Genomic DNA, 21,459 nt, shown 5'->3' with positions numbered 1-21,459 from the left:
CGCCGCCGTACGGGCCGCGGGGGCGCCCCGCCGGGGCCGTCAGGAGGTCTCGGCCAGGGAGCCCTCGTCGTTGCCCCTGCGGAAGGAGCGCAGCGGGCGGCCGGGGCGCCAGACCTGGATGACCAGGGTGTCGCCGCCCTCGATGCCGGTGCGCACCACCTCGGTCAGCTCCATCCGGAACAGGTGGAAGGGCTCCGGCGGCTTCACCTCGTCGATGAAGCGGGCCAGCACGGCGGGGTCGGTCACCTCCACCGCCCGCCCGGAGATCCGGACGTCCCCGTCGGCCATCTCGGCGTCGGGGCCGGGGTTGGCCTGCACGGCGAAGCGGGGGTCGCGGCGCAGGTCCAGCGCCTTGCGGGAGTTCGGCATCATGCCGAGGAACGGCTCGCCCAGCCGGAACTCCACTTCGAGGCCGGTCACCCGGGGCGAGCCGTCCTTGCGGAGGGTCGCCAGGACGTGGTGCCTGTACTGCTGGAAGCGCTGTCGCACGGTGTCGGCGAAGTCCGGCTCCGCGGTTCGGAAATCTGCCCAGGAGTTCGATGTCATGGGTTCATCGAACTCCGTAATCCCGACATCTCCTGTCCGGTTTCCTCCTCGGCTGTCGCGGACCACCCGTTCGGATCCCGTCCGGAAACCGTCTTGCGCCGTCCCCTACCGGCTGACCGGCCCCTGTCCCGTCAGTGTGATCAGCGCCGCGTATCCCTGCGTCCGCAGCACGCACGGCGTCCGGCCGTGCAGCAGCACCGCGTCGTAGCGGCCGAGTCCGGTGTCCGTACCGTCGATGACGGCGCCGTCCTCCAGTGCCACGGCCAGCGCCGTCCCGCCCTCGGGCGCCATCAGCCGCAGGGTGCCGCGTACGACCGCCACCTCGGCCCGCGTACGGTCCCTGCGGTACATCACGTTGAGGTTGACGACCGGGCCCGCCAGCAGCCGTCCACCGGTCCCCACGTCGCCCGGGAAGTCGTGGGGCCAGTACGGCTCGTCGACGATGTGGTGCTCCCCGTCCACCATGAGGTCCATCCCGGCGCCCTCGACCACGGTCAGGGTGCGGTCGACGCCGGGGAACACGGAGAACGGCCCGTCGTCGGTCACGTCCGCCAGGCTGACCCGCCAGTCGAAGGCGCCGGCCGCCGCGCCGGGGGACGCGGCGATCTCGCGGGTGACGCCCCCGCCGTTCTTCCAGGGCGCCGGCACCCGGCCGGCCGCGCGCAGGATCCTGAACGCCTCGGAGGTCATGCGGATGCTCCAGTCTCGACGGGGTCGGGGACGTCGAGCCTAACGACCTGGTGCGTAAGCCCTGCCGGTCCGTGCTCCCCGGGGGTTCGCTATCTTGATCGCCGCCGCCCCCCACCGGCCGCTCTCGCCCCGTTCACCGATGAAGGAGCCGGCCATGGAGGCCGCCATCACCACGTGCTATCGCCATGCCTCGTACGAGACGTATGTGAGCTGTACCCGCTGTGAACGCTTCATCTGCCCGGACTGCATGCGCGAGGCCGCGGTCGGCCACCACTGCGTGGAGTGCGTGAAGGAGGGCCGGCGTTCGGTCCGGCAGGCGCGGACGGTCTTCGGCGGGACGGTGGCCCGGAGCACCGTGCCGCTCGTCACCTATGTGCTGATGGGCCTGAACATCCTGGTGTATCTGGGCGAGCTGGTGCGCCCGGGGATCGTCGACCGGTTCGGGATGACGGGTGCGGGGCTGGCCGGTCCGGACGGCAGCCAGTACGTCTACGTGACCGGCGGTTTCCCCGGCCTCCAGGTGATCGGGGTGGTGGACGGCGAGTGGTACCGGCTGCTGACCAGTGCCTTCCTGCATCTGCCGCCCGGCGATTCCGCCCTCGGCTCGGTGCCGTTCGGGGTGCTGCACATCGCCTTCAACATGTACGCGCTGTGGAACCTGGGCCGGGTCGTCGAGGAGCAGCTGGGGCGGGTCCGCTACCTCGCGCTGTACCTGCTGTCCGCGCTGGGCGGTTCGGTGCTGGTGTACCTGATCGCGCCGCTGGACACGGCGGTGGGCGCCTCGGGTGCGATCTTCGGACTCGCGGCGGCGTTCTACGTCATCAACCGGCGGCTGGGCCGGGACATGCAGGCCGTGAACAGGTTCCTCGCCGGGTTCCTGGTCTGGATGGTGATCTCGGCGGGCTTCACCTCGTGGCAGGGGCATCTGGGCGGGCTGCTGACCGGTGCGTTCGTGACGGTCGTCTACGCGTACGCCCCGGCGGAGCGCCGTACGGCGGTCCAGGCCGCCGGGTGCGTGGTGCTGTTCGCCGTGCTGATGCTGCTGGTGGTCCTCAAGACGTCGGCGCTGACGGGCTGAGCCCGCGGTGCGCCTGCCCCGGGACGCGCCACGGCGCCTGCCGAATCGTCCGGTCGGGGACGGGCAGGCGCCGCGTTCAGTTCCGTACGCCGTTGTACGGGACGTCTGGTGTGCCGTGATCAGACCGTCATGGAACGGTCCGTCGGGCGGATCGGGGCCGGCAGTGCGCTGGCCCCGGTGAGGAAGCGGTCCACGCCGCGTGCCGCGGAGCGGCCCTCGGCGATGGCCCACACGATGAGGGACTGGCCTCGGCCGGCGTCACCGGCGACGAAGACGCCGTTGACGTTGGTGGCGTAGTCGTCGTCGCGGGCAACATTACCCCGTGCGTCGAGGTCCAGGCCGAACTGCTGGACGAGGCCGTTGGCCTGGTCGGTGCCGGTGAAGCCCATGGCGAGGGTGACCAGCTGGGCGGGGATCGTCCGCTCGGTGCCGGGCTTCTGCGCCGGCTTGCCGTCCTTGAACTCCACCTCGATGAGGTGGAGCGACTGGACGTTGCCTTCCTCGTCGCCCTCGAAGTGGGTGGTGGACACGGAGTAGATCCGTCCCTCGCCCGCCTTCGGCGAGGAGGGGCCCTGCCCCGGCTCAGCGCCCTCCTTGAGGCCCGCCAGAACCTCGGTCTCCTCGTGCGCGGAGGTGACCTTGTAGAGCATCGGGAAGGTCGGCCAGGGCTGGTTGGCGTTCCGGTCCTCGCCCGGCCTGGGCATGATCTCCAGCTGGGTGACGGAGAGCGCGCCCTGCCGGTGGGCGGTGCCTACGCAGTCCGCGCCGGTGTCGCCGCCGCCGATGACGACGACGTGCTTGCCCTCGGCGGTGATCGGGGAGACCGTCAGGTCGCCCTCCTGCACCTTGTTGGCGAGCGGCAGGTACTCCATCGCGAAGTGCACACCGTTCAGCTCGCGGCCCGGGACGGGAAGGTCGCGGGAGACGGTGGCACCGGCGGCGATGACGACGGCGTCGTAGCGGCGGCGCAGCTTGGCGGCGTCGACGTCCGTGCCGACCTCCACCTCGGTGCGGAACTTGGTGCCCTCCGCGCGCATCTGCTCGATGCGGCGGTTGATGTGCGACTTCTCCATCTTGAACTCGGGGATGCCGTACCGCAGGAGGCCCCCGATGCGGTCCGCGCGCTCGTAGACGGCGACCGTGTGGCCGGCCCGGGTCAGCTGCTGGGCGGCGGCGAGTCCGGCGGGTCCGGAGCCGATGACGGCCACGGTCTTGCCGGAGAGGCGCTCGGGCGGCTGCGGGGTGACGTCGCCGCGGTCCCACGCCTGGTCGATGATGGAGACTTCGACGTTCTTGATGGTGACGGCCGGCTGGTTGATGCCGAGCACGCACGCCGACTCGCACGGGGCGGGGCAGAGCCGCCCGGTGAACTCCGGGAAGTTGTTGGTGGCGTGCAGCCGCTCGGACGCGGCCGTCCAGTCCTCGCGGTAGGCGTAGTCGTTCCACTCGGGGATGAGGTTTCCGAGCGGGCAGCCCTGGTGGCAGAACGGGATGCCGCAGTCCATGCAGCGGCCGGCCTGCTTGCTGATGATCGGGAGCAGCGAGCCGGGAACGTAGACCTCGTTCCAGTCCTTGACGCGCTCGCCGACGGGGCGGGTCTCGGCGACCTCGCGGCCGGTGGTCAGGAAGCCCTTGGGGTCAGCCATTGGTCGCCGCCTCCATCATCTTCTCGGTGGTCTCCTGCTCGGAGAGACCGGCGAGCTCAGCGGCGTCCTTGGCGGCGAGCACTGCCTTGTAGGTGGACGGGATGATCTTGCTGAAGCGGGCCACCGAGGTCTCCCACTCGGCGAGGAGCTTCTCGGCGACCGTGGATCCGGTCTCCTCCCGGTGGCGGCGCACGACGTCGTGCAGCCACTGCCTGTCGGCGTCGGAGAGCTCCTCGACCGCGCCGAGGTTCCCGACGTTGACGTGGTCGCGCTCGAGGTCGATGACGTACGCGACGCCGCCCGACATGCCGGCCGCGAAGTTGCGTCCGGTCTCGCCGAGGACGACGGCGTGTCCGCCGGTCATGTACTCGCAGCCGTGGTCGCCCACGCCTTCCGAGACGACCGTGGCGCCGGAGTTGCGGACGCAGAACCGCTCGCCGGTGCGGCCGCGCAGGAACAGCTCGCCGCCGGTGGCGCCGTAGGCGATGGTGTTGCCCGCGATGGTGGAGTACTCGGCGAGGTGGTCGGCGCCGCGGTCCGGGCGGACGATGACGCGGCCGCCGGAGAGGCCCTTGCCGACGTAGTCGTTGGCGTCGCCCTCCAGGCGCAGCGTCACACCGCTGGGGAGGAAGGCGCCGAAGGACTGGCCGGCTGAGCCGGTGAAGGTGATGTCGATGGTGTCCTCGGGCAGGCCCGCACCGCCGAACTTCTTCGTGACCTGGTGGCCGAGCATGGTGCCGACGGTCCGGTTGATGTTGCGGATCGCGATCTGCGCGCGGACCGGCTGGGCGGTCTCGGCGCTGTCGGCCTTCAGGGCGTCGGCGGCGAGCTTGATCAGCTCGTTGTCGAGGGCCCTGGCCAGGCCGTGGTCCTGCTCGGCGATCTGGTGGCGGACGGCGCCGTCGGCCAGCTCGGGGACGTGGAACAGCGGGGTGAGGTCGAGGCCCTGGGCCTTCCAGTGCGTGATCGCACGGTCGGTGTCGAGCAGCTCGGCGTGGCCGACGGCCTCTTCGATCGTACGGAAGCCGAGTTCGGCGAGGATCTCGCGGACCTCCTGGGCGATGAACTCGAAGAAGTTGACGATGTACTCGGCCTTGCCGGAGAACCGCTCGCGCAGGACCGGGTTCTGGGTGGCGATGCCGACCGGGCAGGTGTCCAGGTGGCAGACGCGCATCATGACGCAGCCGGAGACGACGAGCGGCGCGGTCGCGAAACCGAACTCCTCGGCGCCCAGCAGTGCGGCGATGACGACGTCGCGGCCGGTCTTGAGCTGGCCGTCGGTCTGCACGACGATGCGGTCGCGCAGTCCGTTGAGCAGCAGCGTCTGCTGGGTCTCGGCGAGGCCGAGCTCCCAGGGCCCGCCCGCGTGCTTGAGCGAGGTGAGCGGGGAGGCGCCCGTTCCGCCGTCGTGGCCGGAGATGAGGACGACGTCCGCGTGTGCCTTGGAGACACCGGCGGCGACCGTGCCGACGCCGACCTCGGAGACCAGCTTCACGTGGATGCGGGCCGCCGGGTTGGCGTTCTTGAGGTCGTGGATCAGCTGGGCCAGGTCCTCGATGGAGTAGATGTCGTGGTGCGGCGGCGGGGAGATCAGGCCGACGCCCGGGGTGGAGTGCCGGGTCCTGGCGACCCACGGGTAGACCTTGTGGCCGGGCAGCTGGCCGCCCTCGCCGGGCTTGGCGCCCTGCGCCATCTTGATCTGGATGTCGTCCGCGTTGACCAGGTACTCGCTGGTGACACCGAAGCGGCCGGAGGCGACCTGCTTGATGGAGGAGCGGCGCGCCGGGTCGTAGAGCCGGTCGGCGTCCTCACCGCCCTCGCCGGTGTTGGACTTGCCGCCCAGCTGGTTCATGGCGATGGCGAGGGTCTCGTGCGCCTCGCGGGAGATCGAGCCGTAGGACATGGCGCCGGTGGAGAAGCGCTTGACGAGGTCGGAGACGGACTCGACCTCTTCGATGTCGATCGCCTCGCGGTCCGAGGTGAAGCCGAACAGGCCGCGGAGCGTCATCAGCCGCTCGGACTGCTCGTTCACCCGGTCCGTGTACTGCTTGAAGATGTCGTAGCGGCGGTTGCGGGTGGCGTGCTGGAGGCGGAAGACCGTGTCCGGGTCGAACAGGTGCGGTTCGCCCTCGCGGCGCCACTGGTACTCGCCGCCGATCTCCAGCGCGCGGTGCGAGGCGGAGATGCCGGTGGCGGGGTAGCCCTTGGCGTGCCGGGCGGCGACCTCCTTGGCGACGACGTCGAGCCCGGCGCCGCCGATCTTGGTGGCGGTGCCGTTGAAGTACTGGGCGACGAAGTCCTCGTTCAGGCCGACGGCCTCGAAGACCTGGGCTCCGCGGTAGGAGGCGACGGTGGAGATGCCCATCTTGGACATCACCTTCAGGACGCCCTTGCCCAGGGCGTGGATGAGGTTGCGGATGGCCTGCTCTGCCTCGATGCCCTCGATGAAGGTGCCGGCCCGGACCAGGTCCTCGACGGACTCCATGGCCAGGTACGGGTTGACCGCGGCGGCGCCGAAGCCGATCAGCAGCGCGACGTGGTGGACCTCGCGGACGTCACCGGCCTCGACCAGCAGGCCCACCTGGGTGCGCTGCTTGGTGCGGATGAGGTGGTGGTGGACGGCCGAGGTGAGCAGCAGCGACGGGATCGGCGCGTGCTCGGCGTCGGAGTGCCGGTCGGACAGGACGACCAGGCGGGCGCCGTCCTCGATGGCGGCGTCGACCTCGGCGCAGATCTCCTCGATCCGCGCGGCCAGCGCCTCGCCGCCGCCGCCGACCCGGTAGAGACCGGAGAGCGTGGCGGCCTTCATGCCCGGCATGTCGCCGTCGGCGTTGATGTGTATGAGCTTGGCCAGCTCGTCGTTGTCGATCACCGGGAACGGCAGCGTGACGCTGCGGCACGCGGCGGCGGTCGGCTCCAGGATGTTGCCGGCCGGGCCGAGCGTGGAGCGCAGCGAGGTGACGAGCTCCTCGCGGATGGCGTCCAGCGGCGGGTTGGTGACCTGCGCGAACAGCTGGGTGAAGTAGTCGAAGAGCAGCCGGGGCCGGGCGGACAGCGCGGCGATCGGCGAGTCGGTGCCCATGGAGCCGAGCGGCTCGCCGGCGGTGCGGGCCATCGGGGCGAGGATGACGCGGAGCTCTTCCTCGGTGTAGCCGAAGGTCTGCTGGCGGCGGGTGACGGAGGCGTGCGTGTGCACGATGTGCTCCCGCTCGGGGAGGTGCTCCAGCTCGATCTCGCCGGTCTCCAGCCACTCCTGGTAGGGCTGCTCGGCGGCGAGGGACGCCTTGATCTCGTCGTCCTCGATGATGCGGTGCTCGGCGGTGTCGACGAGGAACATCCTGCCGGGCTGCAGGCGGCCCTTGCGGACGACCTTGGCGGGGTCGATGTCCAGGACGCCGACCTCGGAGGAGAGCACGACGAGGCCGTCGTCGGTGACCCAGTAGCGGCCGGGGCGCAGACCGTTGCGGTCGAGGACCGCGCCGACCTGGACGCCGTCGGTGAAGGTGACGCAGGCCGGGCCGTCCCAGGGCTCCATCATCGTGGCGTGGTACTGGTAGAAGGCGCGCCGGGCCGGGTCCATGGAGCCGTGGTTCTCCCACGCCTCGGGGACCATCATCAGCACCGAGTGCGGCAGCGAGCGGCCGCCGAGGTGGAGCAGCTCCAGGACCTCGTCGAAGGAGGCGGAGTCGGAGGCGTCCGGGGTGCAGACGGGGAAGATCCGGTCCAGCCCCTCCGTGCCGAAGAGGCCGGAGGCGAGCTGGGACTCGCGGGCCTTCATCCAGTTGCGGTTGCCCTTGACCGTGTTGATCTCGCCGTTGTGCGCGACGAAGCGGTACGGGTGGGCGAGCGGCCAGCTCGGGAAGGTGTTGGTGGAGAAGCGCGAGTGGACCAGCGCGACCGTGGTGGCGAACCGGTCGTCGGAGAGGTCCGGGAAGAACGGCTCCAGCTGCCCGGTGGTGAGCATTCCCTTGTAGACGACCGTGCGGGCGGAGAGCGACGGGAAGTAGACCCCGGTCTCACGCTCGGCGCGCTTGCGCAGCACGAAGGCCTTGCGGTCCAGGACGATCCCGGTGCTCTCGCCGTCCGCGACGAAGAGCTGACGGAACTCGGGCATGGTGGCGCGGGCGCCCTTGCCGAGGATGCCGGGGGTGACCGGCACGTCGCGCCAGCCCAGGACCTTCAGGCCCTCCTCGGCGGCGATCTTCTCCAGGCCCCGAACGGCCTCCGTGGAGTCGTCCGCGGGCAGGAACGCGATGCCGACGGCATAGGCACCGGCCTCGGGGAGGTCGAAGGGGACCTCCGCGCGGAGGAAGGCGTCCGGTACCTGGAGCAGGATTCCGGCGCCGTCACCGGAGTCGGGCTCGGATCCGGTGGCGCCGCGGTGTTCGAGATTGCGCAGTACGGTCAGCGCCTGCTCCACCAGCTCGTGGCCGGCCACACCGGTCAGAGTGGCGACGAATCCGACACCACAGGCGTCGTGCTCGTTGCGGGGGTCGTACATCCCCTGCTGGGCGGGGCGACCGTCCATGGGCGACCAGGCGTCGGTGCGCATCGGCTCTCCCGTCGTCGTCGTGGCATATGAACTGCCGAGGGACGACGTTGGCCCTCTGCGAAATTTCGTGCAGATTACATGACGCTTCTCAAGAAGCGGATAGCTTGTTCCAACATACGGACACCGCGATGGCGGTGGAGTGGGTCGCAGTCGGAGGATCGGCGCCCGGGGAGACCGCAGAGAGCAGGCGTCGTTGCCTGCGGTGTCTACAGCTCATGCCCGGCGGCGGCAAAAACGAAACAGCTGGGCAATGACTACTTATGTGTATCGCTGCATAGCGTCTCATTTTACGTCGCGCCAGGCCGTTCCGCCCAGCGGCGGGTGCCAAGACGTACGTCACACAGGTGGCGCACACGTTACGGGCCGGGACCGATGTTCCGGTCCCGGCCCGTAACGCGGGGGCGGCCCCGCGGAGCGGCTCAGCCGCCGACCGCGACGCCGAACAGCATGCCCAGACCGTAGGTGAGCGCGGCCGCCGTGCCGCCGAGCACCAGCTGACGCAGCCCGCTGAACCACCAGCTGCGGGCCGTCACCCGGGCCACCACCGCACCGCAGCCGAAGAGGCCGATCAGGGCGAGCAGCACGGCCGGCCACAGCGCGCTCGCGCCGAACAGGTACGGCAGCAGGGGCAGCAGGGCGCCCAGCGCGAAGGCGCCGAACGAGGACACGGCGGCGACGAGCGGCGAGGGCAGATCGCCCGGGTCGATGCCGAGCTCCTCACGGGCGTGGATCTCCAGGGCCTGCTCCGGGTCGCGCGACAGCTGCCGGGCGACCTCGCGGGCGAGGCCGGCCTCGACCCCCCGGGACTCGTAGAGCTCGGCGAGCTCCCGCTCCTCGTCCAGCGGGTGCTTGCGCAACTCCCGGCGCTCCACGTCGAGTTCGGCTTCCACCAGCTCGCGCTGCGAGGCGACGGAGGTGTACTCGCCGGCCGCCATGGAGAAGGCGCCCGCGGCCAGTCCGGCCAGTCCGGTGATCACGATCGTCCGGTGCGAGACCGCGCCGCCCGCGACACCGGTCATCAGGGCGAGGTTCGAGACGAGACCGTCCATGGCACCGAACACCGCCGGCCGCAGCCAGCCACCGTTCACATCCCGGTGGGTGTGGTTGTCCCGGTGCGCCTCGTGCAGTACGGCGTCGGTCTCGATGATGGACACAGCTCTCCCCTTACTCCGGCAGCGGGTCCACCCCGCTCCGGCCCCGCTCGACACCATCGAAAGTACGCACGAAAAATGGCCCCCGCCAGCAAGGCAGGCCGTACTTACCACTGTCTGTGACCAGGTAGGTACGGCTTGCCTTGCTGTCCGAAGACCGTCATCCGAGTGGCCCTTTTGTTGCGATTGTCGGCCTCTGTCGTGGCTCCGCGTGGCACAGATCCCACAGGTACGGGAACTGGCTCGGTACGAGCGAAGGGTCGACGCGATGGAGCTGATCGCAGGAAATCCGGCAGCGCCGCGGACGGACGGCACGCGGACGGCGGCACACGGGGCGCCGGCCCCGGGCGAAACGGTCCGGGGCGGTCCGGGTGACCGGGCCAGGGGTTCGTTGCTGGGCCTCGCGGTCGGCGACGCGCTGGGCGCACCCGCGGAGAACATGCGGCCCTCCGAGATCCGCCGCCGCTGGGGCCGCATCGAGGGCTTCGTGAGCGACGACCCGGCGGGCACCGACGACACGGAGTACGCGATCTTCTCGGGGCTGCTGCTGGCCCGGCACGGTTCGGCGCTGACCGTCAGCCATGTCGAGCGGGCCTGGCGGCTGTGGATCGCGGACCTGGACGAGGGGCCGTTCCGCGGTGCCGGGTTCAGCGAGCGCGGCACCCTGGAGAACCTGCGCCGGGGCCTGGCCGCCCCGATCTCCGCCCAGCACCGGCACGCCTGGAGCGACGGTCTGGCGATGCGGGCGGCACCGTTCGGCGTCTTCGCGGCGGGCCGCCCCGCCGAGGCGGCCCGGCTGGTCGCGGTGGACGGCCGGGTCAGCCATGAGGGCGAGGGCATCTACGGCGGCCAGGCGGTGGCGGCCGGGGTGGCGGCCGCGATGACGGGAGCCGGGGTCACCTCCGTGATCGCCGCCGCGCTCTCCGCCGTGCCGATGGACTCCTGGACCGCGCGTTCGCTGCGCCGCGCGGTGACGGCCGCCCGGCGCCCGTACCCCGACCGGCTCACGATGGAACGCGCGGTGCGCTCGGCCGTGGTCGTCGGCGGCTACCCGTGGACGGACCTGGCGCCGGAGGCGGTGGGGCTGGCCTTCGGGGCGTTCGCCGCGGCGCGCGGCGACTTCCGTACGGCGGTGCTGACCGCGGTCAACATGGGCCGCGACGCCGACACCACGGCCGCGGTGGCGGGCGCCCTGGCCGGGGCGCTGCACGGGGCCTCGGCCATTCCGCGCCCCTGGGCGGAGGCGATCGGCCCGGTCCGGGGCAGTTGCCTGCCGTCGATGCGCGGCTACCACGTCCTGGACATCGCGGAGCTGCTCACCCCGGCCGAGGCGGACGAGCGGAAGGGGCACCCGGCCCCCGGGCCCGGCGGCGGGGCTCCCCCTCCCGGTGAAGCCGTCGGCGACAGCGCCGGCCACCGGGACATCCGCGCCGACGCACCGGCGGTGCGCCCATGACCGGCACCGTCCGCCGCGCCCGGATCGAGGGGCTGCTGCTCGGGCTGGCCGCCGGGGACGCCGCGGGGTGGCCGGCCGCGCGGCACCGGGCGGCCCGGATGCCGGAGTGGACCCGGCGCCTCACCCGTGAGCTCGACACCTTCGCCGAGCAGAACGCGACCACCACACTGCCCGTCCCCATCGCCCTCAACCAGCCGCCCGAACCCCTGCGGCTCGGCCCGTCCGACGATGCCGAATGGGCGGCGTTCGCGGCCGGGACCGTCCTGACCTCGGCAGCGGCCCCGCTGCACGGCCTCTCCCCCGGCCGCCGGATCCGGGCCGCGGTGGACGTCGCCTGGAACGCGCTGGCCGCCGAGGTCGCCGCCGCCGCCGCACGGGCACCCGAGGTCGAGTCGGCGGTCCTGCCGCTGCGGGCCCGGATCTCGGTCCGGGCCGGGCTCGGCAACCTGGCCGCCGGGCTGCGCCCGCCCGCCACCGGCCACGACAACCCGCACTACTTCGACGACGCGGCGTGTGTGCGGGCCGCCGTACTGGCCGTCGTCCACCCCGGCGACCCGGCGGCGGCGGCCGACCTCGCCGAGTTCGACGCGCGCTACACCCAGGACGGCGACGGGGTGCACGGTGCGCGGGCGATGGCCGCCGCGATCGCCGCGGCGCTCGGCGGGGCGGACGTGGACACGGCGGTGAACGCCGCGCTCGCGCAGCTCCCCGAAGGCACCGAGATCGCCCGCAACGCCGCCCACGCGGTCCGTCTCGCCCGCGACTTCGCCGGCGAGACGGCCGGCGCCTTCGCCCTCGTACCGGTGCTGGAGCATCAGATCGTCGACCACGTCTACAGCTACGGGATCGCCGCGGCCGAGACCGTCCCGGTCGCCCTCGCGCTGGCGACCGCGGCCCGCGGCGAGCTCGCGCAGGCCGTACCGTCCGCGGCCTGCCTGTCCCGGGTCGCCGATTCGGCGCCCGCCCTGGCCGGTGCGCTGACGGGTGCGCTCGGCGGCATCGCCACCGTGCCCGACGGCTGGCGCGAGGCCTGCCGCACCCTGGCGGGGTGCGCGCTGCCCCGTTTCGCGGGCACGGATCTGATGGAACTCGCCGGGCTGCTGGCAGACACGGAACCAGCACTCCCGGGTGGACAATTCGGACATGACATCCACAGTGCCCCCGGCGCCCACGAGGTCCGCACCGCCCACGACGCCCACGGCGCTCACCCTCGATGAACGGATCGCGGGCGCGCTCGTCGGCGCCGCCGTCGGTGACGCGCTCGGCGGTCCGGTCGAGGGCCGGCCCCCCGAGCAGATCGCGGCCCGCCACGGCGGGCGGATCACCGGCGTCGTCGGCCCCTGGGACGGCGACGACTGGCGCACCGCCCGCCCGATCGCCCCGTACCACAAGGGCGACGGGCACGTCACCGACGACACCTTGATGACCCATGCGCTGGTCCGGGTGTACGGGAAGGTGCGCGGCCATCTCGACGCGTACTCCGTCGCCGACCACCTCGTACCCGAACTGATCTCGAACCCCCGCTGGATTCCGGAGCTGGAGGCCGAGGCGCTGCCGCTCCAGCGGATCTTCCTCGCGGAGAAGTGGATCGTCGCCCGGCTGCACTACGGCCATGTCGACCCGCGCGAGGCGGGCTCGGGCAACATCGTCAACTGCGGTGCGGCGATGTACATGGCCCCGGTCGGCCTGGTGAACGCGGCCCATCCGCAGGCCGCTTACGCCGAGGCCCTGGACGTCGCGGGCGCCCACCAGTCCTCGTACGGAAGGGAGGCGGCCGGCGTCTTCGCCGCCGCCGTCGCGGCGGCCTGTACGCCCGGGGCGACGCCCGCCTCGGTCGTCGAGACGTGCCTGTCGCTCGCCAAGGACGGCACCCGGGCCGCCATCGAGGCAGTGTGCGAAACGGCCGTCGGGTACCGGGACTTCGAATCCGCCCTGGCCCCGCTGCGCGAGGCCGTCGCCCCCTTCGACACCGTCGGCCCCGACTACCGAGCCCCCTCGCTCGGCGCCCGCCGCCCCTCCCGGCTTCATGCCATCGAGGAACTCCCCGTCGCGCTCGGCATGCTGCTCGTCGGGGACGGGAACTACCGGCACACGGTCCTGGGGTCGGTCAACTACGGGCGGGACTGCGACTCGATCGCCACCATGAGCGGCGCCGTCGCGGGCGCGCTGCACGGCGAAGGGGCGATCCCCGCCGACTGGGTGAGCGCGGTCGCCGGGGCCAGCCGCCTCGATCTGCACGCCCCGGCCCGGACCCTGACGGAGGTCGCCCGCGAGGTGTTCGCACACGACACGGTCCGCCGCCGCGCCCACGAGGCCGCCTTCGCCGCGCTGGCGGGCACCGCGTGAGCACGAGGGTGCGGGCCACCTGGGTGCAGCCCGAGGACCTGGTCGGGCACGAGTTGCGGCAGGCCGCCGAGGACGGGCGCGACGCCCGGGACATCGAGCGCCGGTGGTACGAGGCAGGCGGCTCGCCCGCCCCGGAACGCGCGGGCGCCTCCGAGCCCCCCGCACCGCCGGAACTGCGCGCGGTCGCCGGGCGGCTGCTGGACGAACTCGCGCTGCTGGATTCCCCGTCGGCCCAGGACGAGCCGACCGGCCTGGACGCGATCCGGGCCGCCTGCCCGCACTGGCCGCGCCCCCGCACGGACCTGGCCGCCGTGGGCCGCGACCGGCTGCACGCGGCCTGGCTGGGGCGCGCCGCCGGCTGTCTGCTGGGCAAGCCGGTCGAGAAGCTGCCACTGGAGGGCATCCGCGCACTGGCCCGCGCCACCGGGAACTGGCCGCTGTCCACCTGGTTCACCGCCAAGGGGCTGCCCCCGGGCCTGTCGGCCACCTACCCCTGGAACCGGCGCTCCGCGACCACCTCGCTCGCCGAGAACATCGACGGGATGCCGGAGGACGACGATCTCAACCACCCGCTGCTGACCGTGGTTCTGCTCCAGCGGTACGGCCGGTCGTTCACCACCGCCGACCTGGCCCGCCTCTGGCTGGAGGAGCTTCCGGCCGGCCGGACGTTCACCGCCGAGCGCGTCGCGTACCGCAATCTGCTGGACGGCGTCGAACCGCCGGACACCGCCCGGTACCGCAATCCGTTCCGGGAGTGGATCGGCGCGCAGATCCGGGCCGATGTGCACGGCTGGACGCACCCCGGCGACCCGGCCGCGGCGGCGGAGCAGGCGCACCGGGACGCGGTCCTCACGCACACCGGGAACGGGGTGTACGGCGCGATGTTCACCGCGGCGGCGCTCGCGGAGGCGGCCGGCGGCGAGGCCGATGTGCACGGCTGCCTGGCCGCCGGGCTCAGGGTCGTACCACCGCGCTCGCGGTTCGCACGGGCGGTACGGGACGGTGTCGCGGCGGCCCGCGGCACGTCCGGCTTCGACACGGTCGTCGACCGGCTCCACGACACGTACGGCAGGTACCACTGGGTGCATGTGCTGCCCAACGCGGCTCTGCTCGCCGCCGCGCTCACGCACGCCGACGGTGATTTCACCGGCTCGGTCTGCCGCGCGGTGTCCGGCGGCTGGGACACCGACTCCAACGGGGCGACCGCCGGTTCGCTCGCCGGACTGCTGGCCGGGCGGCCCGAGGCGCTGCCCGACCGGTGGACCACCCCGCTGAAGAACCGTCTCGCCACGTCCGTCCCCGGTTTCGACTCGGTCGGCTTCGACACGCTCGCCGACCTGACCCACCGGCTCACCCAGCAGGAGGCACTCCGCCCATGACCGGTATCGCGGTGCTCGGCAGCACCAACATGGATCTCGTGGCCTACGTCGACCGGGCTCCGGCACTCGGACAGACCGTCACCGGAAGCGAGTTCCGCACCGTGCCCGGCGGCAAGGGGGCCAACCAGGCCGTCGCCTGGGCCTCGTCGGCCGCCGCGCTCTGCGTACAGAAACCCGGCGCCTCGACGTCCATGCCGTACCGCAGCGAAATCGACGCCGCGTGACCGGCCGGGCGGCTGCGCCGCTGACCGGGCTCCGGGTGATCGACCTCGCCACGCTCTTCGCGGGCCCCCTGTGCGCCACCATGCTCGGTGACTACGGCGCCGAGGTGATCAAGGTCGAGCATCCGGGGCGGCCCGACCCGTCCCGGGGACACGGCCCCACGAAGGACGGCATCGGGCTGTGGTGGAAACTGCTCGGCCGCAACAAACGCACCATGACCCTCGATCTGTCCGGGCCCGGTGGCCGCGACATCCTGCTGCGGCTCGCCGCGGGCACCGATGTGATCATCGAGAACTTCCGGCCGGGCACGCTGGAGCGGTGGGGTCTTGGCTGGGAGGAACTGCACGCCGTCAATCCCCGGCTGGTACTGGCCCGGGTCACCGGTTTCGGCCAGTTCGGCCCGTACGCGCACCGGCCCGGCTTCGGCACGCTCGCGGAGGCGATGAGCGGATTCGCGGCGATCACCGGGGAGCCGGACGGCCCGCCGACGCTGCCGCCGTTCGGTCTCGCCGACTCGATCGCGGCGATCGCCACGGCGTTCGCGGTGATGACCGCGCTGGCCGGGCGGGAGCGGACCGGTGAGGGGCAGGTCGTCGACCTGGCGATCATCGAGCCGATCCTGACGGTGCTCGGCCCGCAGCCGCTCTGGTACGACCAGCTCGGTTACGTCCAGCCGCGCACCGGCAACCGTTCGCGCAACAACGCCCCGCGCAACACGTACCGCACCTCGGACGGGCAGTGGGTGGCCGTCTCCACCTCCGCGCAGTCCGTCGCGGAGCGGGTGATGCGCCTGGTGGGACGGGCGGAGCTGATCGACGAGCCGTGGTTCGGCTCCGGCACCACCCGCGCCGACCACTGCGAGGAGCTCGACGAGGCGGTCGGCGACTGGATCGCCCGGCACACCCGGGACGACGCGGTCTCCGCGTTCGAGAAGGCGGAGGCGGCCATCGCGCCCGTCCATGACATCCGCGACGTGATGGAGGACCCGCAGTACCGCGCGCTGGACTCCATCACGGAGGTCGACGACCCCGAGCTGGGCCCGCTGCGGATGCAGAACGTCCTGTTCCGGCTCTCCGGCACCCCGGGGGCGATCCGCTGGGCGGGGCGGCCGCACGGGGCGGACACCGAGGAGATCCTCACCGGGCTCGGACTGACCGGCCCGGAGATCTCGGCGCTGCGGGCGGAGCGGGTCCTGTGACCCCGGCGATCCCCCTCACCTGGCTGTACGTCCCCGGGGACCGGCCGGACGTGGTGCGCAAAGCCCGCGATTCGGGGGCGGACGTGGTGATCGTGGACCTGGAGGACGCGGTCGCCCCGGACCGCAAGGAGTACGCACGGGCCGCCACCGCGGAGCTCCTCTCCGGACCCGCGGACGCCGGCGCGGTGCCGGTCCATGTCCGGGTCCACACCGAGGCCGACGTCCTGGCCCTGGCCGGATTGCCGGGCCTCGCCGAACTGCGGCTGCCGAAGATCACGCACGCGGCGTCCGTCCATCACATCGCGGCGCTGGCCCCGGGGGTCGCGCTCTGTCCGCTGCTGGAGTCGGCGCTCGGCATCGAGCACGCGTACTCGGTCGCCGCCGCCCACCCCCAGGTGCGGTCCATCGCCCTGGGCGAGGCGGATCTCCGGGCCGATCTGGGGGTCCGGGACGATACGGGGCTCGACTGGTCGCGCAGCCGGACGGTGGTCGCGGCCCGCGCGGCCGGGCTGGCCCCGCCCACCCAGTCGGTGTTCCCGGACGTCAGGGACCTGGACGGTCTGTGGGCGTCCTGCGCCCATGGGCGGGCGCTGGGGTTCCTCGGCCGGGCGGCGATCCACCCCCGGCAGCTGCCGGTGATCGAGCGGGCGTTCCGGCCGACGCCGCAGGAGATCGAGGCGGCGCAGGAGATCGTCGAGGCGGCGCGGACGGAGGCGGGTGCGCTGGCCCTGCCGGACGGCCGCTTCGTGGACGCGGCGGTGGTGGCCTCGGCCCACCGCACGCTTGCCCTGGCGGGGCGCACGGCGACGACCGACCGAGGCTGACCCCGCACCCCGCCCTTGTCCTCAATCGCCGGACGGGCTTGATTTCCGCCCAGGCGGCACATCCAGGCCCGTCCGGCGATTGAGGACACCACGGTCCGCACGGAACCGGTCACAGACGGCAAAACCAGCCCGTCCGGCGATTGAGGACACCACGCGACGGTGGTCGCGGCGCACAACGTGGCGAGGGGCCGCCGAATCGCTCGGCGGCCCCTCGTTGTCGTTGTGGCGGCGTCAGCCCTTGGCCGTCTCCGTCGCATCCTTCGTCTTCGACGCGTCGGACTCGGCCGCAGCCTCACCCGACTCCGCCTCACCCGACTCCGCGTCCTCGACGCCTCCGGCGTCCACCGCGTCCACCGCCTCAGGAGCCTCCGGCTCCCCGGGCTCCCCCGGCTCGACGATCTCCTCGCGCCCCGGCCGCACCTTCGCCGAGATCACGAAGTACACCACTGCCAGCACGAACACGATCAGCGCGGTCCATACGTTCAGCCGCAGGCCCAGGATGTGGTGGGCCTCGTCGACGCGCATGTACTCGATCCACGCGCGACCGGCGCAGTAGGACGCGACGTACAGCGCGAACGCCCGCCCGTGACCGAGCTTGAACCGGCGGTCCGCCCAGATCACCAGGAGGGCCACGCCGATGCACCAGAGCGACTCGTACAGGAACGTCGGGTGGTACGTGCCCGCCACCCGGTTGGGGCCCTCGCTGATCTTCAGCGCCCACGGGACGTCGGTCGCCCGGCCGTACAGCTCCTGGTTGAACCAGTTGCCCCATCGGCCGCAGGCCTGGGCCACGGCGATACCGGGGGCGAGCGCGTCGGCCCAGGCGGGCAGCGGGATGCCGCGGCGGCGGCAGCCGATCCAGGCACCGACCGCGCCGAACGCGATCGCACCCCAGATCCCCAGGCCGCCCTGCCAGATCTTGAAGGCGTCGACCCAGTTCTCACCGTCGCTGAAGTACAGCTGGTAGTCGGTGATGACGTGGTAGAGCCTCCCGCCGACCAGGCCGAAGGGAACGGCCCAGACGGCGATGTCGGCAACGGTGCCGGCTCTGCCCCCTCGGGCGATCCAGCGCCTGTTGCCGAGCCATACGGCGACGAAGACACCGATGATGATGCAGAACGCGTAGCCGCGAAGCGGGATCGGGCCGAGATCGATCACGCCGGTCGACGGGCTGGGAATGTAGGCAAGGTCCATGACAGGGTCGACGCTACCTTGCCGGGCGGGAGGTACGGCAACCCGCCCGACAACGGCTGGGTAACGAGCCGGTCATCGATTCCCCAGGATTCCGCCGTTCAGGACCCCGACGGGGCGGGTGTGACCGTGCCCGGCCGCTTGCCCTTGTTGGCCTCGGCGACCCACTTCTTCAGGTTGGCCACGGTGATGGGTTCGTTCCCCTTCTTGGGGAAGATCGACTCACCGTTGAGCAGTGCCGTCGGCGTGCCCGGGAAGCCGCCCTTCCGGAACGCGGTGTTGGACTTCTGGACCCAGCTGTCGTGGGTGCCGTCCTCGACGCAGCCGCGGAAGGCGGGCGTGTCGAGCCCGTCGACCTTCTTGGACAGGTCGATCAGCTTGCTGTTGTCGCCGAAGGCGTCGTCGGTCTCCTGCGGCTGATTGCGGTACAGGATGTCGTGGTACGCGGAGAACTTGCCCGCGTCCTGGGCGCAGGCCGCCGCGTTGGCGGCCTTGAGGGAGCCGCTGCCGCCGAGATTGCCGTCGATCAGCGTGGCGAGGTGGTATTCGACCTTGAGCTGCCCGCTCCGCTCCAACTGGTGGATCGTGTCCCGGAACGCGTTCTCGAACTGGGCGCAGACCGGGCAGCGGAAGTCCTCCCAGATCGTGAGCGTGGACGGGGCGTCGTCCGCTCCCACCTGGATGGCCAGGCTGTCCTTGCCGGTGGCGCCCGACGGCGCGACGGCGGGACCCGATGCCTTGTTCTTGCTGCCCTTGCCGCCGCTGTTCGCGGCGATCACGCCGACGACGGCGGCCAACGCAAGGACACCCACCACCGCGGTGGAGACGATCAGCGTGCGGCGGCGGCGCTCTCGCGCCTTCGCCTGCTCACGCTGCTGGATCAGCCGGTCTCGCGCGGCCCTTTTTCCCTCTGGGTTCTTCTCGCTCACACCGCAGCAACGACCCGGGGAGGCACTCTCGTGCCTCCCCGGTCCCAGGTCCACCCGTTCGGGTGACGCCCGGTATCAGCGCTTTCGAACACCTTCGGCCAGATCGGCCGCCAGTGAGCGGACGGCCGCCAGGCCGGCCGCCTCGTCGGGAGCGTCCAGCATCCGCTTGACGAAGGCGGAGCCGACGATGACGCCGTCGGCGAAGCCGGCGACCTCCGCCGCCTGGCCGGCGTTCGAGACGCCGAGGCCGACGCAGACCGGGATGTCGGTGGTGGCGCGGGTGCGCCTCACCAGCTCCTGGGCCTGTTCGCCGACCGAGACGCGGGTGCCGGTGACCCCCATCAGCGAAGCGGCGTAGACGAAGCCGGAACCGGCCGCCGTGATGGTGGCGAGGCGCTCGTCCTTGCTGCTGGGCGCGACGACGAAGACGGTCGCGAGACCGTGCTTGCCGGCGTGCTCGCGCCACAGGGCCGACTCCTGGACCGGCAGGTCGGGCAGGATGCACCCGGCGCCGCCCGCCTCGGCGAGTTCGGCGGTGAAGCGCTCGACGCCGTACCGGTCGATCGGGTTCCAGTACGTCATGACCAGGATCGGGACGCCGGTCGCCTCGTACGCCTCGCGGACCGTGCGCATCACGTCGGCGATCTTCACGCCGCCGCGCAGCGCGATGTCGTCGGCGGTCTGGATGACCGGGCCGTCGAGGACCGGGTCGCTGTGCGGCAGACCCACCTCGACGACGTCGGCGCCGCCGGCCACCACTGCCTTGACGGCCGCGATGCCGCCGTCGACGGTCGGGAAGCCCGCGGGCAGGTACGCGATCAGCGCCGCCCGGTCCTCGGCCCTCGCCGCGGCGAGGGTGGAATTCAGCAGCTCGATGTTGCCGCTCACTTGACGTCCCCCTCGATCTCGGCGCTGCCGGCGGCGTCCGCCTCGACGGTCGCGTCGGCCTCGTACAGCCCGAAGTACCGGGCCGCCGTGTCCATGTCCTTGTCGCCGCGGCCGGACAGGTTGACCAGGATCAGGCCGTCCTTGCCGAGCTCCCTGCCGACCTCCAGCGCGCCGGCCAGCGCGTGCGCGCTCTCGATGGCGGGGATGATCCCCTCGGTGCGGGAGAGCAGCCGCAGCGACTGCATGGCCGCGTCGTCGGTGACCGCGCGGTACTCGCCGCGGCCGATGTCCTTCAGGTACGCGTGCTCCGGGCCGATGCCCGGGTAGTCCAGACCGGCCGAGATGGAGTACGGCTCGGTGATCTGGCCCTCCTCGTCCTGGAGGACGTAACTGCGCGAGCCGTGCAGGATGCCGGGCTCGCCCGCGGTCAGGGTCGCCGCGTGCTCGCCGGTCTCCACGCCGTGTCCGGCGGGCTCGCAGCCGATGAGGCGGACGCCCGCGTCCGGAATGAAGGCGTGGAAGAGGCCGATGGCGTTGGAGCCGCCGCCGACACAGGCGACCGCGGCGTCCGGCAGCCGGCCGGCCCGCTCCAGGATCTGCCGCCTGGCCTCGACGCCGATGACGCGGTGGAAGTCGCGGACCATGGCGGGGAAGGGGTGCGGGCCCGCGACCGTGCCGAAGAGGTAGTGCGTGCGGTCCACGTTGGCGACCCAGTCGCGGAACGCCTCGTTGATGGCGTCCTTGAGCGTGCGGGAGCCGGACTTCACGGCGATGACCTCGGCGCCGAGCATCCGCATCCGCGCCACGTTCAGCGCCTGCCGCTCGGTGTCGATCTCACCCATGTAGATGGTGCATTCGAGGCCGAAGAGGGCGCAGGCGGTCGCGGTGGCGACGCCGTGCTGGCCGGCCCCGGTCTCGGCGATGACCCGGGTCTTGCCCATGCGCCGGGTCAGCAGCGCCTGGCCCAGTACGTTGTTGATCTTGTGCGAACCGGTGTGGTTGAGGTCCTCGCGCTTGAGGAAGATCCGGGCGCCGCCGGCGTGCTCGGCGAAGCGCGGCACCTCGGTCAGCGCGCTGGGCCGGCCGGTGTAGTTGACCATGAGCTCGTTGAGCTCGGCCGCGAATGCCGGGTCGGCCTTCGCCTTGTCGTACTCGACGGCGACCTCGTCCACGGCGGCGACGAGCGCCTCCGGGATGAACTTTCCGCCGTACGCACCGAAGTATCCCTCGGCGCTGGGGATCAGACCCTCCGGGTCCGGAATGAAGAAGTCAGATGACATCCGACGTGTGCTCCTCGACATGGCATGGGGTGGATGCGTGGATTCACCGTGTCGCGCCGTGAGCGGAGCCCCGCCGTGGCCGG

At 72.1% G+C, this 21,459-nt stretch carries 16 protein-coding genes and 1 pseudogene; 8 read left to right on the top strand and 9 right to left on the bottom strand.

All coding sequences use genetic code 11. The features are described 5' to 3' along the window. Positions 1–39 precede the first annotated feature (39 nt). Together AB0I52_RS03050 and AB0I52_RS03045 are read right to left on the bottom strand one after the other, a co-directional pair. Positions 40–546, bottom strand: a complete 507-nt coding sequence (locus tag AB0I52_RS03050; protein ID WP_363068352.1) for a pyridoxamine 5'-phosphate oxidase family protein — start codon at positions 544–546, stop codon at positions 40–42. Between the two features lie 105 nt (positions 547–651). Beyond that, positions 652–1,236, bottom strand: a complete 585-nt coding sequence (locus tag AB0I52_RS03045; RefSeq protein WP_363068350.1) for a HutD family protein — start codon at positions 1,234–1,236, stop codon at positions 652–654. 154 nt (positions 1,237–1,390) lie between these two features. Here AB0I52_RS03045 and AB0I52_RS03040 point away from each other — a divergent pair, with 154 nt between their 5' ends. Next, the gene (locus AB0I52_RS03040; protein WP_363068348.1) at positions 1,391–2,314 is read left to right on the top strand and encodes a rhomboid family intramembrane serine protease; all 924 of its coding nucleotides are present in this window, start codon (positions 1,391–1,393) and stop codon (positions 2,312–2,314) included. Positions 2,315–2,433: 119 nt separating this feature from the next. Here AB0I52_RS03040 and AB0I52_RS03035 read toward each other — a convergent pair whose 3' ends face one another. The 3 genes from AB0I52_RS03035 to AB0I52_RS03025 form a co-directional block, all read right to left on the bottom strand. Next, positions 2,434–3,960 carry a glutamate synthase subunit beta gene (locus tag AB0I52_RS03035; RefSeq protein ID WP_363068346.1) on the bottom strand — a complete coding sequence of 509 codons (1,527 nt, stop codon included), beginning with the start codon at positions 3,958–3,960 and terminating at the stop codon, positions 2,434–2,436. After that, a complete protein-coding gene (gene gltB, locus AB0I52_RS03030; protein ID WP_363068344.1) occupies positions 3,953–8,512 on the bottom strand; it encodes a glutamate synthase large subunit in 4,560 nt (1,519 codons plus the stop codon). The genes AB0I52_RS03035 and gltB overlap by 8 nt, the downstream gene beginning before the upstream one ends. Positions 8,513–8,931: 419 nt before the next feature. Then, positions 8,932–9,666: a VIT1/CCC1 transporter family protein gene (locus AB0I52_RS03025; RefSeq protein WP_363068342.1), complete on the bottom strand. Its 735-nt coding sequence runs from the start codon at positions 9,664–9,666 to the stop codon at positions 8,932–8,934. 265 nt (positions 9,667–9,931) lie between these two features. Here AB0I52_RS03025 and AB0I52_RS03020 point away from each other — a divergent pair, with 265 nt between their 5' ends. From AB0I52_RS03020 to AB0I52_RS02990, 7 genes and pseudogenes are all read left to right on the top strand, one after another. Next, the gene (locus AB0I52_RS03020; protein ID WP_363068775.1) at positions 9,932–11,119 is read left to right on the top strand and encodes an ADP-ribosylglycohydrolase family protein; all 1,188 of its coding nucleotides are present in this window, start codon (positions 9,932–9,934) and stop codon (positions 11,117–11,119) included. Beyond that, positions 11,116–12,336, top strand: coding sequence for an ADP-ribosylglycohydrolase family protein (locus AB0I52_RS03015; RefSeq protein ID WP_363068340.1), 1,221 nt, complete (start codon positions 11,116–11,118; stop codon positions 12,334–12,336). Before AB0I52_RS03020 ends, AB0I52_RS03015 begins: the two co-directional genes overlap by 4 nt. Further along, positions 12,263–13,465 carry an ADP-ribosylglycohydrolase family protein gene (locus tag AB0I52_RS03010; protein ID WP_363068338.1) on the top strand — a complete coding sequence of 401 codons (1,203 nt, stop codon included), beginning with the start codon at positions 12,263–12,265 and terminating at the stop codon, positions 13,463–13,465. Before AB0I52_RS03015 ends, AB0I52_RS03010 begins: the two co-directional genes overlap by 74 nt. Continuing rightward, positions 13,462–14,844: an ADP-ribosylglycohydrolase family protein gene (locus AB0I52_RS03005; protein ID WP_363068336.1), complete on the top strand. Its 1,383-nt coding sequence runs from the start codon at positions 13,462–13,464 to the stop codon at positions 14,842–14,844. Before AB0I52_RS03010 ends, AB0I52_RS03005 begins: the two co-directional genes overlap by 4 nt. Continuing rightward, a pseudogene (locus AB0I52_RS03000) lies at positions 14,841–14,993 on the top strand (PfkB family carbohydrate kinase); the annotation flags it as partial. The gene AB0I52_RS03005 and the pseudogene AB0I52_RS03000, both read left to right, overlap by 4 nt. A 71-nt stretch (positions 14,994–15,064) precedes the next feature. Continuing rightward, positions 15,065–16,264, top strand: coding sequence for a CoA transferase (locus tag AB0I52_RS02995; RefSeq protein WP_363068334.1), 1,200 nt, complete (start codon positions 15,065–15,067; stop codon positions 16,262–16,264). Next, entirely contained in the window at positions 16,261–17,088 is an 828-nt protein-coding gene (locus tag AB0I52_RS02990) for a CoA ester lyase (protein WP_363068332.1), read from the top strand. Before AB0I52_RS02995 ends, AB0I52_RS02990 begins: the two co-directional genes overlap by 4 nt. Before the next feature lie 231 nt (positions 17,089–17,319). Here AB0I52_RS02990 and lgt read toward each other — a convergent pair whose 3' ends face one another. The 4 genes from lgt to trpB form a co-directional block, all read right to left on the bottom strand. Beyond that, the gene (gene lgt / locus AB0I52_RS02985; RefSeq protein WP_363068330.1) at positions 17,320–18,282 is read right to left on the bottom strand and encodes a prolipoprotein diacylglyceryl transferase; all 963 of its coding nucleotides are present in this window, start codon (positions 18,280–18,282) and stop codon (positions 17,320–17,322) included. Positions 18,283–18,380: 98 nt separating this feature from the next. Beyond that, entirely contained in the window at positions 18,381–19,208 is an 828-nt protein-coding gene (locus tag AB0I52_RS02980; protein WP_363068328.1) for a thioredoxin domain-containing protein, read from the bottom strand. Positions 19,209–19,283: 75 nt separating this feature from the next. Continuing rightward, a complete protein-coding gene (trpA, locus tag AB0I52_RS02975; RefSeq protein ID WP_363068326.1) occupies positions 19,284–20,096 on the bottom strand; it encodes a tryptophan synthase subunit alpha in 813 nt (270 codons plus the stop codon). Next, the gene (gene trpB / locus AB0I52_RS02970; RefSeq protein ID WP_363068324.1) at positions 20,093–21,376 is read right to left on the bottom strand and encodes a tryptophan synthase subunit beta; all 1,284 of its coding nucleotides are present in this window, start codon (positions 21,374–21,376) and stop codon (positions 20,093–20,095) included. The genes trpA and trpB overlap by 4 nt, the downstream gene beginning before the upstream one ends. Positions 21,377–21,459: the final 83 nt, after the last annotated feature.

The sequence above is a fragment of the Streptomyces sp. NPDC050423 genome (assembly GCF_040655445.1).
In the GTDB taxonomy this organism is placed as follows: domain Bacteria; phylum Actinomycetota; class Actinomycetes; order Streptomycetales; family Streptomycetaceae; genus Streptomyces.
This window is presented reverse-complemented; position numbering and strand designations above follow the sequence as displayed.

Excerpts from the sequence above, each read along its gene's own strand:
- AB0I52_RS03020 (WP_363068775.1), top strand. The coding sequence starts at position 9,932 with ATGGAGCTGATCGCAGGAAATCCGGCAGCGCCGCGGACGGACGGCACG.
- AB0I52_RS03035 (WP_363068346.1), bottom strand. The coding sequence starts at position 3,960 with ATGGCTGACCCCAAGGGCTTCCTGACCACCGGCCGCGAGGTCGCCGAG.
- lgt (WP_363068330.1), bottom strand. The coding sequence starts at position 18,282 with ATGGACCTTGCCTACATTCCCAGCCCGTCGACCGGCGTGATCGATCTC.
- AB0I52_RS03045 (WP_363068350.1), bottom strand. The coding sequence starts at position 1,236 with ATGACCTCCGAGGCGTTCAGGATCCTGCGCGCGGCCGGCCGGGTGCCG.
- gltB (WP_363068344.1), bottom strand. The coding sequence starts at position 8,512 with ATGCGCACCGACGCCTGGTCGCCCATGGACGGTCGCCCCGCCCAGCAG.
- AB0I52_RS03040 (WP_363068348.1), top strand. The coding sequence starts at position 1,391 with ATGGAGGCCGCCATCACCACGTGCTATCGCCATGCCTCGTACGAGACG.
- trpB (WP_363068324.1), bottom strand. The coding sequence starts at position 21,376 with ATGTCATCTGACTTCTTCATTCCGGACCCGGAGGGTCTGATCCCCAGC.
- AB0I52_RS03015 (WP_363068340.1), top strand. The coding sequence starts at position 11,116 with ATGACCGGCACCGTCCGCCGCGCCCGGATCGAGGGGCTGCTGCTCGGG.
- AB0I52_RS03010 (WP_363068338.1), top strand. The coding sequence starts at position 12,263 with ATGACATCCACAGTGCCCCCGGCGCCCACGAGGTCCGCACCGCCCACG.
- AB0I52_RS03050 (WP_363068352.1), bottom strand. The coding sequence starts at position 546 with ATGACATCGAACTCCTGGGCAGATTTCCGAACCGCGGAGCCGGACTTC.